General features: G+C 66.4%; 16 protein-coding genes. 11 read left to right on the top strand and 5 right to left on the bottom strand.

Features of this window, described 5'->3' with window-relative positions; translation table 11 throughout:
- Positions 1-20: 20 nt before the first annotated feature.
- Complete coding sequence (locus ACXAJT_RS19805; protein WP_475237931.1) at positions 21-251, bottom strand: hypothetical protein; 231 nt, start codon at positions 249-251, stop codon at positions 21-23.
- 272 nt (positions 252-523) lie between these two features.
- On the opposite strand from ACXAJT_RS19805, the gene ACXAJT_RS19800 reads away from it, so the two are divergent.
- The 5 genes from ACXAJT_RS19800 to ACXAJT_RS19780 all read left to right on the top strand — a co-directional run bounded on the left by ACXAJT_RS19800 (position 524) and on the right by ACXAJT_RS19780 (position 4,216).
- On the top strand, positions 524-1,387 hold the full coding sequence (locus ACXAJT_RS19800; RefSeq protein ID WP_475238147.1) for an MBL fold metallo-hydrolase: 864 nt from the start codon (positions 524-526) through the stop codon (positions 1,385-1,387).
- Positions 1,388-1,503: 116 nt separating this feature from the next.
- On the top strand, positions 1,504-1,929 hold the full coding sequence (locus tag ACXAJT_RS19795; protein ID WP_475237929.1) for a YeeE/YedE family protein: 426 nt from the start codon (positions 1,504-1,506) through the stop codon (positions 1,927-1,929).
- Position 1,930: 1 nt separating this feature from the next.
- Positions 1,931-2,368: a DUF6691 family protein gene (locus tag ACXAJT_RS19790; protein WP_475237926.1), complete on the top strand. Its 438-nt coding sequence runs from the start codon at positions 1,931-1,933 to the stop codon at positions 2,366-2,368.
- 10 nt (positions 2,369-2,378) lie between these two features.
- The gene (locus tag ACXAJT_RS19785) at positions 2,379-2,813 is read left to right on the top strand and encodes a protein tyrosine phosphatase family protein (RefSeq protein WP_475237923.1); all 435 of its coding nucleotides are present in this window, start codon (positions 2,379-2,381) and stop codon (positions 2,811-2,813) included.
- A gap of 221 nt (positions 2,814-3,034) precedes the next feature.
- Entirely contained in the window at positions 3,035-4,216 is a 1,182-nt protein-coding gene (locus ACXAJT_RS19780; RefSeq protein ID WP_475237920.1) for a GAK system CofD-like protein, read from the top strand.
- Positions 4,217-4,263: 47 nt separating this feature from the next.
- On the opposite strand, the gene ACXAJT_RS19775 is transcribed toward ACXAJT_RS19780, so the two are convergent.
- On the bottom strand, positions 4,264-5,859 hold the full coding sequence (locus tag ACXAJT_RS19775; protein ID WP_475237917.1) for a DUF2252 domain-containing protein: 1,596 nt from the start codon (positions 5,857-5,859) through the stop codon (positions 4,264-4,266).
- Between the two features lie 545 nt (positions 5,860-6,404).
- On the opposite strand from ACXAJT_RS19775, the gene ACXAJT_RS19770 reads away from it, so the two are divergent.
- From ACXAJT_RS19770 to ACXAJT_RS19745, 6 genes are all read left to right on the top strand, one after another.
- Positions 6,405-6,758, top strand: a complete 354-nt coding sequence (locus ACXAJT_RS19770) for a GlsB/YeaQ/YmgE family stress response membrane protein (protein WP_475237915.1) — start codon at positions 6,405-6,407, stop codon at positions 6,756-6,758.
- A gap of 60 nt (positions 6,759-6,818) precedes the next feature.
- On the top strand, positions 6,819-7,124 hold the full coding sequence (locus tag ACXAJT_RS19765) for a hypothetical protein (RefSeq protein ID WP_475237913.1): 306 nt from the start codon (positions 6,819-6,821) through the stop codon (positions 7,122-7,124).
- A gap of 15 nt (positions 7,125-7,139) precedes the next feature.
- Positions 7,140-7,421, top strand: a complete 282-nt coding sequence (locus tag ACXAJT_RS19760; protein ID WP_475237910.1) for a hypothetical protein — start codon at positions 7,140-7,142, stop codon at positions 7,419-7,421.
- A 63-nt stretch (positions 7,422-7,484) separates the two neighbouring features.
- Complete coding sequence (locus tag ACXAJT_RS19755) at positions 7,485-8,504, top strand: L,D-transpeptidase (protein WP_475237908.1); 1,020 nt, start codon at positions 7,485-7,487, stop codon at positions 8,502-8,504.
- Positions 8,501-9,133: an SH3 domain-containing protein gene (locus ACXAJT_RS19750; protein ID WP_475237905.1), complete on the top strand. Its 633-nt coding sequence runs from the start codon at positions 8,501-8,503 to the stop codon at positions 9,131-9,133. The genes ACXAJT_RS19755 and ACXAJT_RS19750 overlap by 4 nt, the downstream gene beginning before the upstream one ends.
- A 122-nt stretch (positions 9,134-9,255) precedes the next feature.
- Positions 9,256-11,226, top strand: coding sequence for a multiheme c-type cytochrome (locus ACXAJT_RS19745; RefSeq protein ID WP_475237901.1), 1,971 nt, complete (start codon positions 9,256-9,258; stop codon positions 11,224-11,226).
- Here the strand turns inward: ACXAJT_RS19745 and ACXAJT_RS19740 are convergent.
- The 3 genes from ACXAJT_RS19740 to kduI form a co-directional block, all read right to left on the bottom strand.
- Positions 11,215-11,868, bottom strand: a complete 654-nt coding sequence (locus tag ACXAJT_RS19740) for an SDR family oxidoreductase (protein WP_475237897.1) — start codon at positions 11,866-11,868, stop codon at positions 11,215-11,217. The two genes, ACXAJT_RS19745 and ACXAJT_RS19740, sit on opposite strands and share 12 nt — an antisense overlap.
- A 157-nt stretch (positions 11,869-12,025) precedes the next feature.
- Positions 12,026-12,769, bottom strand: a complete 744-nt coding sequence (kduD, locus tag ACXAJT_RS19735) for a 2-dehydro-3-deoxy-D-gluconate 5-dehydrogenase KduD (RefSeq protein ID WP_475237893.1) — start codon at positions 12,767-12,769, stop codon at positions 12,026-12,028.
- Positions 12,769-13,593 carry a 5-dehydro-4-deoxy-D-glucuronate isomerase gene (gene kduI / locus ACXAJT_RS19730; protein ID WP_475237887.1) on the bottom strand — a complete coding sequence of 275 codons (825 nt, stop codon included), beginning with the start codon at positions 13,591-13,593 and terminating at the stop codon, positions 12,769-12,771. Before kduI ends, kduD begins: the two co-directional genes overlap by 1 nt.
- Positions 13,594-13,670: the final 77 nt, after the last annotated feature.

The raw sequence follows: 13,670 nt of genomic DNA, 5'->3' as shown, positions 1-13,670 counted from the left end.
CGGGTCAGGACCGCTGCGGGTCAGATCGGCATATTGTCGAACCGCGCCTCGATCTCGGCGTCTTCCTCGCTGCGCAAAAGCTCGCGCAGATGCGCCGGCATCGTCAGACCGCGCGCGCGCAATTCCTCGGCAAGGCGCTGCAGTTCGGCCACGAGCGCTTCGTGCTCCGCCCCCGAAACCTCGCCCAGGGCCTGGTCGATTGCGTCGATCCGTCGCTTCAGCCTGTCTTCCATGCGATATCTCCCGGTCATTTGCCGTCTCCTCCGTGTCCCAACCGCGAACCTGATCCCGGCGGCGCCTTTCGCAAAGTCGCGTCACGCCACCCAAACCGGGCGCGCGGCATTGCCTGCCACGCAGGGCATGCCCAATGCCATTGGTCCCACGGCAGTCCGGCAGCCTTGCCCATGCGTGAATCATGCCCCTCAAGCGTGATGCGCACCATGATATGCGTCAATCGCAACGAATCCTTGAACACACATTCAGCTTTGCCTATATGAAACTCAAACCGGAGGATCAGACCATGATGTCACCTGAAGTTTCCGCCTTTTTCGACGAAGCCACCAACACCATCTCCTACGTCGTGCGCGACCCTTCGGGCACCGCCTGCGCGATCGTCGACAGCGTGCTGGACTTCGATTATGCCTCGGGCCGCACCGACACCCGCTCGGCGGATGCGATCATCGCCTTCGTCAAAGAGAAGGGCTACAAGGTCGAATGGCTGCTCGAGAGCCACGTGCACGCCGATCACCTGTCGGCCGCGCCCTATATCCAGCGCGAGCTGGGCGGCAAGATCGGCATTGGCGAGCGCATCACCGTGGTGCAGGACACCTTCGGCAAGGTGTTCAACGAAGGCACCGAGTTCCAGCGCGACGGCTCGCAGTTCGACAAGCTCTTTGAAGAGGGCGACAGTTTTCACATCGGCCAGTTGCGCGGCGACGTGCTGCACACGCCGGGACACACCCCGGCCTGCCTGACCTATGTGATCGGCGATGCCGCCTTCGTCGGCGACACGCTGTTCATGCCCGACTTCGGCACCGCGCGCTGCGACTTCCCCGGCGGCTCGTCCGAGACGCTGTTCGCCTCGATCCAGAAGATCCTCGCCCTGCCAGACGAGACCCGCATTTTCGTCGGCCACGATTACAAGGCGCCGGGCCGAGACGACTACGCCTGGGAGACGACCGTGGGCGAGCAAAAGGCGCTCAACATCCATGTCGGCGCCGGAAAATCGGCTGAAGAGTTCGTGCAGATGCGCGACGCCCGCGACGCCACGCTGGCGATGCCGAAGCTGATCATCCCGTCGCTGCAGGTGAACATGCGCGCCGGGCAGATGCCGCCCGCCGACGAAAAAGGCGACGTCTTTCTGAAAGTCCCGGTCAACAAGCTCTGACCGAACGCCGCCCGTCCGCCGACGGACACGGCGCACGCCGCCGCAGCCTGCGGCGGCGCCACCCATGATGCAGTCCAGTGCCGCAAAATGCGGCTGAACGACAAGGAAACGCGCGAATGCAACCAGATTGGATTTGGGGCCTTATCGGCGGCCTGCTGATCGGCACTGGCGGGGCGGTCTATCTGCTCGTCAACGGCCGCATCATGGGCGCCTCGGGGATCATTGGCGGGCTGGTGGACGGCTCCGCGGGCCCAAGCAAGTGGGAGCGGCTCAGCTTCCTTGCCGGCATGATCCTGCTGCCGATCCTGCTGCTGCCGCTTTATGGCACGGTCGACACCCATATCACCGACAATATCCCGGTGCTGGTCGCCGCGGGGCTGCTGGTTGGCCTCGGTACACGGCTGGCCAATGGCTGCACCTCTGGCCACGGCGTGTGCGGCATGTCGCGGCTGTCGCTGCGCGGCATTGTCGCCACCTGCTGCTATATCCTCGCCGGCGGCGTCGGCGTGCTGCTCTTCCGCCACATTCTCGGAGTGATCTGATATGGCCCGTCTCTTCTTTGCCCTCGTCGCCGGCGGCCTGTTCGGCGCAGGCCTGTTCATTTCGGGCATGACCGACACCGCCAAGGTGCAGGGCTGGCTCGATGTCTTTGGCGCGTGGGATCCCACGCTCGCCTTCGTGATGGGCGGCGCGATGATTCCGATGGCGCTGGCATGGCTGGTGGCCCGCAAGCGCAGGACATCTGCGCTCGGCAGCCCGCTGCCCGGAAAACCCGGCACGCAGATCGACCGCAAGCTGGTCATCGGCTCGCTGCTTTTTGGCGTCGGCTGGGGCCTTGCTGGCCTCTGCCCGGGCCCGTCCATCGCCTCGTTGAGCTACGGCGGCCCCGGCCTCTATATCTTCGTCGCGGCGATGCTGACCGGGATGGTCGGCGCACCAATGCTGCGCAGGAGACTCGACAAGCCGGTGGCGGCAGAATAATCCCGAGGCCATGGACCTGAACCGCATCACCCCCCGCTACACCGTCTCGCCGCAGATCGCGGTGGAGGATGTTCCCGCCCTTGCAGACGCCGGTTTCAAACTGGTCATCTGCAACCGCCCCGACGGCGAAGTGCCGCCAGAGCTGCAGGCCGAGGTGATCGGCGCTGCGGTGAAAGCGGCGGGCATGGAGTTCGCCGTGCTGCCCGTCACTCACGACGGGCTGACGCTCGACCTGATCGGCCAGCAGGCCGAGCTGATCGAGAACGCCGACGGCCCGGTCTTTGCCTACTGCCGCTCGGGCACCCGCTGCGCGACGGTCTGGGCGATGGGTCAGGCCGGCAAGCAGCCGGCGGATGACATTCTGCAGGCCACCGCCAAGGCAGGCTATTCGCTCGACGGTCTGCGCCCGACACTGGCCGCCATCGCCGAGCGCGGCGGCGCCTGAGGCGCCCTCTAAAACTGATCACGCTGTACATGCGCTGGCCCAACGGCCGGCGCATGTTTCGTTTCTGGGGAGCGCCCTTCAGGTGGTGGTCGACGCCAGCAGCCGTCCGAACCTCGTTCGCTATTCCCTCCCTGCCCCACAAGCGGTTAGGCTGCGGCAAAAGAAGGCTGAAAAAGCCGCCGCAGGCAACGAGGGCACCTCATGAGCAGCACGAGCACCCGATGACGAGGCTCACCATTCAGCGCGGCGCCAAGCTGCCGGACGATCTGCGGGTGGCCCGCTCACTCAGCGCCCCGCACCTTGGTCCGCGGCTGTTGTTCTTCAGCGGCGGAAGTGCGCTCAACCAGATCTCGCGCGCGCTGAAGAGCTACACCTACAACTCCGCCCATCTGATCACGCCGTTCGACAGCGGCGGCAGCAGTCAGGTGCTGCGCGAGGCCTTCGACATGCCCGCCGTTGGCGATCTGCGCAGTCGCCTGATGGCGCTGGCCGACGAAAGCGATCTGGGCCAGCCCGATGTCTTTCGCCTGTTTAGCCATCGGCTACCCAAGGACGGCAATCCGAAGGCGCTGCGCACGGAGGTGGCTGCGCTGGTCGCGGGGAAGCACCCGCTGCTGAAAGCCATTTCCACCCCGATGGGCCTGCTGATCCGCGATTTTCTGAACGCATTTCACGCCGCCGCGCCCGCCGATTTCGACTACCGCAACGCCAGCATCGGCAACCTCATTCTTGCTGGCGGCTATCTCAGCCACGGGCGCCTGCTGGAGCCGGTGCTGTTTCTGATGTCGAAGATGGTGGACGTGCGCGGCACGGTGCGCGGTGTGGTCGACTGCAATCTGCACCTCGGCGTCGAACTGGCCGACGGACGCAAGGTCCACGGCCAGCGCGAGATCAGCGGGAAGGAAGCGCCGCCCCTCGATACGCCGATCACCCGGCTTTTCCTCAGCCAGCACGGCAGCGAAGTGCCGGCAGGCACAGTGGCGCTACCCAAGCGCAACCGCAAGCTTATCCGCCGCGCCGACCTGATCTGCTATCCGCCCGGCAGCCTGTTTTCGTCGGTGATCGCCAACCTCTTGCCAGCCGGGGTGGGCCGTACCATCGCAGCCAGCGATGAGCCAAAGGTCTATGTTCCCAGCCTCGGGCACGATCCAGAGGCGGTGGGCCTGACGCTGGCCGACCGGGTGGCTGCGATCCTCGCGCCGCTGCGCGCGGATGCGGGAATGGACGTCCCAGCCACACGCCTGATCACCCATGTGCTGTGCGACAGCAGCGAAGACGCAGCGGCCTGCGCCGAAGTGACCGAGCGCCATGGCATCCCGTGCCACCGGCTGACACTCATCGGCGAGGAAGCCGAGCGCTACGACCGCGACCGGGTCTGCGCGGCGCTGGTATCGATGGTCTAAGACGCGTCGGGGCAGGCGTCGTCGCCGCCGCCCCGACCGGCCGCACCTTAGCGGTAGCGCTTCTCGGTCACTTCGAAGGCGCCAAGGTCCAGATCACGCTGGAACAGCTTATGGTCGCGGCGCAGCCGCTCCACTGCCTCTTCGGCGAAACACAACATATCGTCGATGAACAACTCGCCCGGCTCCATGGCCTGCTGGATCGCCGGCTCGATGTCGTAGTCGAGTTGCCCCAGATCGTCCGAGCGTGCATGCGCCTGCGCCAGAACGTAACCGCAGGCATGGGCGTAGCGCTTCCATTCCTTCTTGGAGAAGTCATCGAGATCGGCATCATTGCGGAACGGCGCCCGCTCGCGCGACATAAAGCTCTCGCCCTCGATCTCGACGTTGCCATAGAACACGTCGCCCTGCGCCAGATGCACCGCCTGTCCGTGAGCAATGCGATCCCCCTGATCACCGGCGTTGAAATCATGCGCCGGGATCAGCCCTTCGAGCGCCGAGCGCCGGGCCTTCTTGAACTCGATGATGATGTCGTCGGTGGCGTTCTCCGACGGGCCTTCAAGCAGCACGTAAAAGCGCGGCAGCCCCAGCGAGGCCGTGCCCTGCCCATGCCGCATCGCCACGTCCTTGACCCGCAGCGGCCCATGACGGCCACCGGGCTTGATGTCGTTCTGATTGGCCAGCTTGTCGACCAGCGTCTGAAACTCGTCGCGGCGGCTCGACACCGGGGTCAGCTCGTCGTTGGCCCGAAACCCCAGACCCGTCTCTTCGAGATAGCGGCCCTTGAGCCAATCCTCGCGCGACCGGCGCACCTTCTTGAACAGCGGGCGGATGATCTTCGGACAATTGTCCTCGCGCATCTCGCTTTGCTGCTCGGTGTTGTGTTCGGCAAAGAAGTCGATGCCTTCGCGGTATCCTTCGAGGAATTTCTTGGCGATCTTGCGCTGCTTCTTGCGGCCCAGATCGCCCTCTTCCTCGGCGGCGATCATGAAGCCCACGGCGCCGCGCTTCAGGTCCCAGACAAAGGGGCCATAGATCACGTCGTCAAAATCATTCACGCCGAAGATCGGAACGTTGTCGGCGTTTGGCATTACGCCAAAGTTGTCGGGATGCACGTCGCCAAGGCAGAGCACCGTCGGCATGCGCGCATCGTCCCCGGCCATGTCGCGGTGGAACAGCAGCGAGGTGCCACGGAAGAAGGAGAAGAAGGACTCCGCCAGAACGCGGAATTTCTCTTCGGCACCGGCGGCCTTCTGGTCGATGCGCACGGCATGGTCTTCGATGATCGTGCTGCGCACGTGCAGGCGCCGCGCCTGCCCCGACAGATCGCGCGGGCGGAAGACCACGGCCTCATCATCGACGCGCTGCGCCAAGGCCTGATAGTCCCGCGTGCGCCGGTTCATTGCCATGATCGGCGCACCGGCCCCGCCGTCGGCAACCTTGCTTTCTTCGTTGCCCGTGCGGTCTGTCTGCTTCGACGCGCTGGCGCCGCGACCGCTCTTGCGGACCTGCGTCTTGCGCGATTGGCTGCGCGACGTGCTGGCTTTCTCGGTCTGAGCCTTACGGGTGCCGGAGGTTTTGCCCTGCGTATCCGAGCCCTGTTTCTTCGCGGACTCGGGGCGCTTGCTCTTTCGTGCGGTGCTCATCTCGGTCCTTTCCAATCATGGGTTGCCTGCACAACCGGTGCCGGGCCGCTGAGGTTCCGTGTGCACGCCGCGGCCCCCGTTTGCTCCCGTGTGCTGCCGTGCCCCGCCGGATGGTGCCCCGTAGGCCGAAACCGAGGAACCGCACCGCCGGCGCAAAAGGCATATGAAAAATGTATGAAATACTTTGGCGAGTTTCCGTTACGCTGATCACGTTATCCGAGCTGAATTTATTTCGAATCAAATGGCTTGACGGCTCGCCCGTGCGATGGGTCGCGGCGGCGCATTCTCCCCGCCACTCTACGACCCCTGTCACGCGCCGATGGTGCGCCAGCCTTACTCCATGGGTGACCAAGGTGAACAGAGACGTCCGCCCTCCACCGTGTCTTTGCAAGGCCGAGACCATGGCCCCGACCGCCCCGACGGCACAGATCCGCCGCGCCGCCCCCTCTCCCTCCTCCCGCCACAGCTTTGCGCCCCGGCGCCCCATCTTCACCGCGCCCCTGCTTCACCGCGCCCCTGCGCGTCATCCCCGAGGAGACCACATCATGAAACCGCTCCAAATTCTTGCCGCCGCAGCGCTGCTGGCCGGCCCCGCCGTGGCACAGGACGCCACGGGCGAGGCGATGGCCGAAGGCGGCAGCGTTCTGGTCAACCTCATCATCACGCTTATCATCGGCGCGGTGATCGGCTGGATCGCCAGCATCATCATGAAGGGCGGCAGTTCGGGGCTGGGGATGAACATCATTCTCGGCATCGGCGGTGCCCTGTTGGCCGGCTGGATCTTCCCGCTGCTCGGCATTTCCTTCGGCGCGGGCCTGATCCCGACGATCATCGCCGGCGTCATCGGCGCCATCATCCTGATCCTCATCGTCCGCCTGCTGCGCGGCGCCGCAACCTGACGCGGCCTGCGGCAGCGCGTCTAAGGACCGTGTGTTTATCGACCAAAGAAAGCGACCATCATGACCGCCCCCGCCACCCGCACCACGCTTGGCCTCGCCCTCTTTGCCGCGCTCGCAGCCTGCGGCGGGTCAGAGCCCCCCGAACCCACGATGCGCCCCGCAACCGATGCCGAGGCCGCCTGTCTGCGCGACGTAGCGGAGAAGGCTGGAACCACTGATGTGACGCTGATGGGCAACTCGCTGACCGACAGCGGTATCCGCGTGCAGATCGGCGTCGGCCCGGACCGCGCAAGATGGACCTGCCTCGCGCTTGCCGACGGCGGCACGACAGAGATCATGTCGACCACCGACGAGGGCACCATGTAACGCCGGGAGCCGCGCGTGCTTCGGACCTTGCTGACCGGGCTGATCTGGGGCCTGCTGCTGGCCTATGCGGCGGCAATAGCGCTGTTTCTGCTCGGCCAGTTCGGGCTGCTGGGGCTCGAGCGGGACCCGCTGGCCGGCGTGTTCCTGATCCCGCTCGGCCTGCCATGGAACCGAATGATCGACAGTTTTCCCCAGCCCCTCTGGCCATGGCTTGCCGCGCTCGCACCGCTTGCAAACGTCGCCTTGCTCGTAGCGCTGCGTGCCCTGACACGGCGCGCACCTCCCGCCCGCCGCTGATGCACCCTTGCCCAAAGCCCTGCCGATGATGCCCGCCTTCAACACGCCGATCGCCCCCACCGCATGCTGACCCGCCGTGCCCTGCTTTGCGCCGCGGCGATGCCGTTCGCCACCGCCGCCCGCGCCCAACAGTTGCCGCTGGAGATCGCGCGCATGATGCCCGGCGAGTTCACGTGGCACCCCGAGCGCGCACCGCAGGGGGCGGTGGCGATCATCGTTTCGCTGCCCGAACAGCGGGTACATGTCTACCGCAACGGCATCCGCATCGCCGTCTCAACCTGCACCACCGGGATGGAGGGCCACGAAACCCCCACCGGCGTCTTCACCATCTTGCAAAAGGACGTCGATCACCACTCGTCCCTCTACAACAATGCCCCCATGCCCAATATGCAGCGACTGACATGGGACGGCATCGCACTGCACGCGGGCAACTTGCCGGGCTATCCCGCTTCGCACGGCTGTGTGCGACTGCCCGCCGAGTTCTCGAAACGGCTCTTCGGGATCACCCACCTTGGAACGCCCGTCATCGTGTCGGGCCACAGCAGCGACCCGTGGGAGCTGATCCACCCCGGTTTCGTGCTGACCCGGCTCAGCGAGGCCGAGCTCGACGGCGCGGTACGCGAGCTTGAGGTGCGGCAGCGCCCCTCCGACTGGCCCGACGAATGGGACGAGGCCGACCCCTTCCCGATCACCACCGCGCTGGTCACCTCGCCCGACCGGCGCATCACGCTCCTGCGCGACGGGCGCGAGGTGCTGACCGAGCGCTTCCTGCTCGACGATGAGCGCCCCTTGGGCGAGCACGTGCTGGTCCTGAGCGCCGCCGCACAAGGCAGATTGCGCTGGCTCGGAGTCACCCATCAGCCCGATCCGGCGCGCCCGCTGCAGCCGGAGTCCAGCATTCTCGACCGGCTGGTGCTGACCTCGGCCACCCGCGAGCGGCTGCTGAGCTACGCCCACCCCGGGCTGACACTCGTGATCTCCGACATCGCCGCCACCGCCGACCGCCGGTCGGACCGCGGCTTCGTCATCATGCAAAGCGGTGTGCTGCGCTCCCCCGAGCCTCAGGAGGCGCCCCGACCATGAGGTTTGCCCCTTTGTCGCGCGCACTGCTTGTTACGTTGCCTCTCGCCGCACCTTTGTTGGCGCAACCCGCACCGGAGCTGCCGCAAAGCGATTTCGTCTACGTGACCAGCGATGGCATGCTGCGGATGCGCGGCGCGCCCACGACCGAAGCCCCGGTGATCACCGAACTCGATCCCGGTGCGCTGCTGCGCAACCTCGGCTGCGTCGAAGCCCCTCAACCCTGGTGCCAGCTGCAGAGCCTCGACGGCGCGCGGGCTGGCTGGGTCGCGGCGGGCTATCTTGCGCCCTTTACCGGGGCCGATCCGGCGGCGCTCACCAGCCCCGACGTGGCGGCCACCGAGACCCGGGCCATAGAGATGGGCGGCGGCCTGCTCTACGGCACGCTGCCGCCCGCCGGAATCCTCGACCTCCTCACCAGCGCCCCGGCGGACGAGGCCGTCACACTCACCCTCGACGCCCCGGGCAACATCGGCCTCGCGGCCTTCGTACGGCCCGCCACGCTGCTTGCCCGTGGTGACGCCGGAACGCCGGTGACGCTGGTGCTGCCCGAGGGAGGCGATCTGCTGATCCGCCTCGCCGATCGCAGCGGCGCGGGCGGCGACTGGCAATTGATGATCACTCTCGACTGATGGCGGCCGCCCAGCACCACCAAGGGTTGACGCAGCCACATCGCTCGGAAAGGATCGCCTCTGACGCACCCCGCGCCACAAGTCTTTTTTCTGCCTGAAATTTTTACGCCGGATCCCCGTCCATGCCACTTCGTCTCGTCCGCCTCCTGATGCTCCTCGCGCTGGCTCCTGTTCTCGTGCTGAGCGCCACCGTGGCGATGGCGCAGGATTACCTCGGCTCCGAGCGCTGCATCGCCTGTCACGAGGCCGCCGGCGCGGATTGGGAAGGCTCGCACCACGCCCTCGCTTGGACGCTGCCGACCGCCGACAACATCAGCGCGGATTTCGGCGGCAGCGCATTTACGCTCGGGAACATGCAGGCGCGCTTCACCCGCGCCGAGGACGGCACGCCGCGCGTTAGCGTTACCGAGCGCGACGGGGTCACCACCGACTACGATGTGCATTCGGTGATCGGCGTCGAGCCCCTGCAACAGTATATCCTCGAGACCGAGCCGGGCCGCCTGCAGAGCTTTGACGTGGTCTGGGACACCGAGAAGGGCGTTTGGTTCCACCTCTATCCGCAGCAGAACTACGCGCCCGACGACGGGCTGCACTGGACCGGCCCCTACAAGACATGGAACAGCCGCTGCGCCGCCTGTCACGCCACGGGGTTCGAGGCCAATTACGATCCGCAGACCCGCAGCTTTGCCTCGACGCAGGTCGAGATCGGCGTCGGCTGTGAAGCCTGCCACGGCCCCGGCGCGGCGCATGCCGAATGGGCCGAGACCTACGAGACCACGCAGGAAGCACCGCCCTCTGCCTCCGGCTTCCCCGTCGACATGTCCGACCCCGCTCAGGCCATCGAACAATGCGCCACATGCCATTCGCGGCGCGAGCCCTACACCGACGGCAACCCCGTGCCCGGCACGCCGTATCACGACACCTACAACCTCTCGCTTCTGCGCGAGGGTGCCTATGAGGCCGACGGGCAGATCCTCGACGAGGTCTATGTCTACGGCTCCTTTCTGCAATCGAAGATGTACGCCGAAGGCGTCAGCTGCTCGAACTGCCACCTGCCGCATGAGGCCGAGCTGATCGCCGAAGGCAACGCCGTCTGCACCCAGTGCCACAGCCCGGCGGGCAACCCAGAGTTCCCGTCGCTGCCGCTCGACGTCTTCGATGGCCCCGAACACACGCATCACCCCGAGGGCTCAGCGGGCGCGCAGTGCAAGAATTGCCACATGGTGGAACGCGTCTACATGGGCAACGACTGGCGCGCCGACCATTCCTTCCGCATCCCGCGCCCGGATCTTGCCGCCGAGACCGCCGCCCCCGATGCCTGCACCACCTGCCACGCAGACCAGAGCCCCGAATGGGCCGCCGAGACGCTTGAGGAGTGGTTCCCCGACAGCACCCATCGCGGCCCGCACTACGGCGAGGTGCTCGCCCATGGCCGCCGCGATCCGGCCCGCGCCGCGCCCGAGCTGCGAAGCCTGTCACAAGACACCGACATGGCGGGCATCGTGCGCGCCACCGCCATCTATCTGCTGGAACAGGCGGGCGATCCCGCCGAGGCCGCGGCCTTGGAAGCTTTGCTGCAAGACCCCGACCCGCTGGTGCGCAGCGCCGCCGTCCGCTTGCAGCGCTCCGCCCCGGCCATGGAACGCGCGCCGCGCGTCATGCAATCGCTCAGCGATCCTTCGCGCTCGGTGCGCATGGCCGCTGCGCAGTCAATGCTCGACGCGCAAATCGCCCATATGCCCGGTCGCTACGAACGGGCGCTGCGCGCGGCCTTTGCCGAATGGCAGGCCTCTATGGCCAGCCGTCTCGATTTCCCCGAAACCCACCTGCAGATGGGCGGCATGGCGCTGGTGATGCGCAATATGCCCGCCGCCTCGAACGCATTCGCCGAGGCCACCCGGCTCGATCCGCAACTGACGGATGCGTGGATCATGCAGGTCCGCATCGCCTTCGCCACCGGCGACGAGGCGCGGGGCCGCGCGCTGCTGGAGGACGCGCTGGCGCGCAACCCGGGCAATGTGACCCTGCAGATGATGCACACCGAACTAACCGGTGAGGAGATGGACCTGCTGCCACCACCCTCAGCGGATTAGCGCAGACACCGCCTCTGCCACCGGCGTGTCGCCATCGGTCAGTTCGACGATCTCGCGCCGGATCTGCGGCGTGTCTATCAGCCGCGCCAGAACCGCCGCCACATTGCCGCGCTTGACCGAGCCATAGGCGAGCGCGGGCGCGAGACTCACCGCATCGTCGCCGTCCTCGTGCAGCAGCGTGCCCGGGCGCAGGATCACCCAGTCGAGATCGGTCGCAACCAGCGCGGCATCGGCCTCTTTCTTGGTCTGCATGTAGACTTCGAAATTCGGCTTCACCTCGCCCCCGCGCCCGGCTTCGGGGATGGCCGAAACGAGGTAGACGCGGGAAATGCCGTTGGCCTGGGCCGCGGCGATCATCTTGCGCGGGCCGTTGCCGTCGATCTCGCGCGTCCGTTCCAGGCCGCTGCCTGCCGCACCCGCCGAGAAGACGATCACATCGTGGCCCTCGGCAGCGGTCGTCATCGCGGCTGCGTCCATCTCCATGAGATCGCCCTGCAGCGGCGTGGCACCCTGCGCGCGCAGGTCTTCGGCCTGCTCGGGCTTGCGGTGCAGCGCGGTGACGGTGTGGCCGCTCTTGACGAGCAGCGAGAGGAGACGACGGCCGATGCCGCCGGTGGCACCGATGAGAAAAATGCGAGACATGTTAGAAACCTTTCCGTTTTGCCTCTTCAGATGGCGCCCGGAAAGACGTTCTCAAGAGCAAGGCGCCCCCGATCCGCGGAAAGCGCCCTGCCCTTCTTCTCTTCAAAAATACGCCCGCCGGAGGCGGTCCTGCGCTCACCCCCGCCGCAGCGGCCGGTCAGCGCGCCAGCCAGCCACCGTCGACGTTCAGCACCGCCCCGGTCACGTAGCGCGCCGCGCGCGAGCAGAGATAAGCCGCCGTGCCCGCGATGTCTTCGGGATCGCCCCAACGCCCGGCGGGGATGCGGTCGAGGATGGCCTTCGACCGCTCCGGGTCCTGGCGCAGCGCGGCGGTGTTGTTGGTGGCGATATAGCCCGGCGCGATGGCGTTGACGGTGATGCCATGCGGCGCCCATTCGTTGGCGAGGATCTTGGTGATCCCTGCCACACCGTGCTTCGAGGCGGTATAGGCCGGCACCCGGATGCCGCCCTGAAACGACAGCAGCGAGGCGATATTGACCACCGCGCCCTCCTGCCTCGTGGCGATCAGCTCGCGTCCGAAGGCCTGACAGGTGAAGAACAGCGCCTTCATATTGACGTCGACCACCGCGTCCCAATCCTCTTCGGAATATTCGGTGCTGTCGGCGCGGCGAATGATCCCGGCGTTGTTGACCAGCAGCGAATAGCCCGCGCCCGCGAACACCTCCTTGGCGGCCATCGGGTCCGAGAAATCCAGCCGCAGCGCCTCGGCCTTGCCGCCCGCCGCTTCGATGATCCCCACGGTCTCGTCACAGGAGCGCCGCCCGACGCAGGTGACCGCTGCGCCCTGCGCCGCAAGCGTCACCGCGATGGCCTGCCCGATACCGGTGTTGGCACCGGTGACCAGCGCGCGCTTGCCGTCCAGTGAAAACAGCCCCGACATCAGCGCATGTCCTTGGGCTGGATGAAGTCCATATCGGTGTAATCGACATTGTCGCCCGCCATGGCCCAGATGAAGGTGTATTCGCCGATGCCCGCGCCCGAGTGGATCGACCAGCTGGGGCTGACCACGCCTTCCTCGTTGGCGACGAACAGATGGCGGGTCTCATCGGGCTCGCCCATCAGGTGCAGCACACGGCTGTCCTCGTCCATGCCCCAGTAGAGATAAGCCTCCATCCGCCGGTCGTGGATGTGGCTGGGGATGGTGTTCCAGACCGAGCCCTCTTCCAGCGAGGTATAGCCGAGGATCAGCTGGCAGCTCTCCATCACCTGCGGGTGGATGAACTGCTTGATGGTGCGCTTGTTGGAGGTCTCGGGCGCGCCCATGGTCACCTCCTTGCAGTCGGCAAGGGTGACAAGCTTCGAGGGGTAGGCCTTATGCGCCGGGCAGGAGGTGATGTAAAAGCGCCCCGCGCCCGAAAACGTCACCGCGCCGCTGCCCATGCCAAGGTACAGCACGTCGCCGCGGCCCATCTCGTAGGTCTCGCCGCCGGCCCCGACGGTGCCCGCCTCACCGATGTTGACGATGCCCATTTCGCGACGGTCGAGGAAGTTCGGCGTCTTGGTCTCGTCGACCACGTCCAGCGTCAGCGTGCCGCTGCCGGGCACCGCGCCGCCCATGACGAAGCGATCGTAGTGGGTGTAAACGAGGCGAATTTCGCCCTCCCGGAACATGCCCTGCGCAAGGAAATGCTCGCGCAGTTCTTCGGTCCACATGTCGCGAGCGTGGGTGGGGTGAATGGCGTGGCGGGTTTCAACGGTCAGCATATGCTCTCTCCCAAAAGGATTCCCGGCGCGGCGGACCGACGGCCCGCGGCGCCCCTCGAGCGCAGAAAACCACGTCT

This window comes from Salipiger sp. ABF4_146, assembly GCF_056161345.1.
This window is presented reverse-complemented; position numbering and strand designations above follow the sequence as displayed.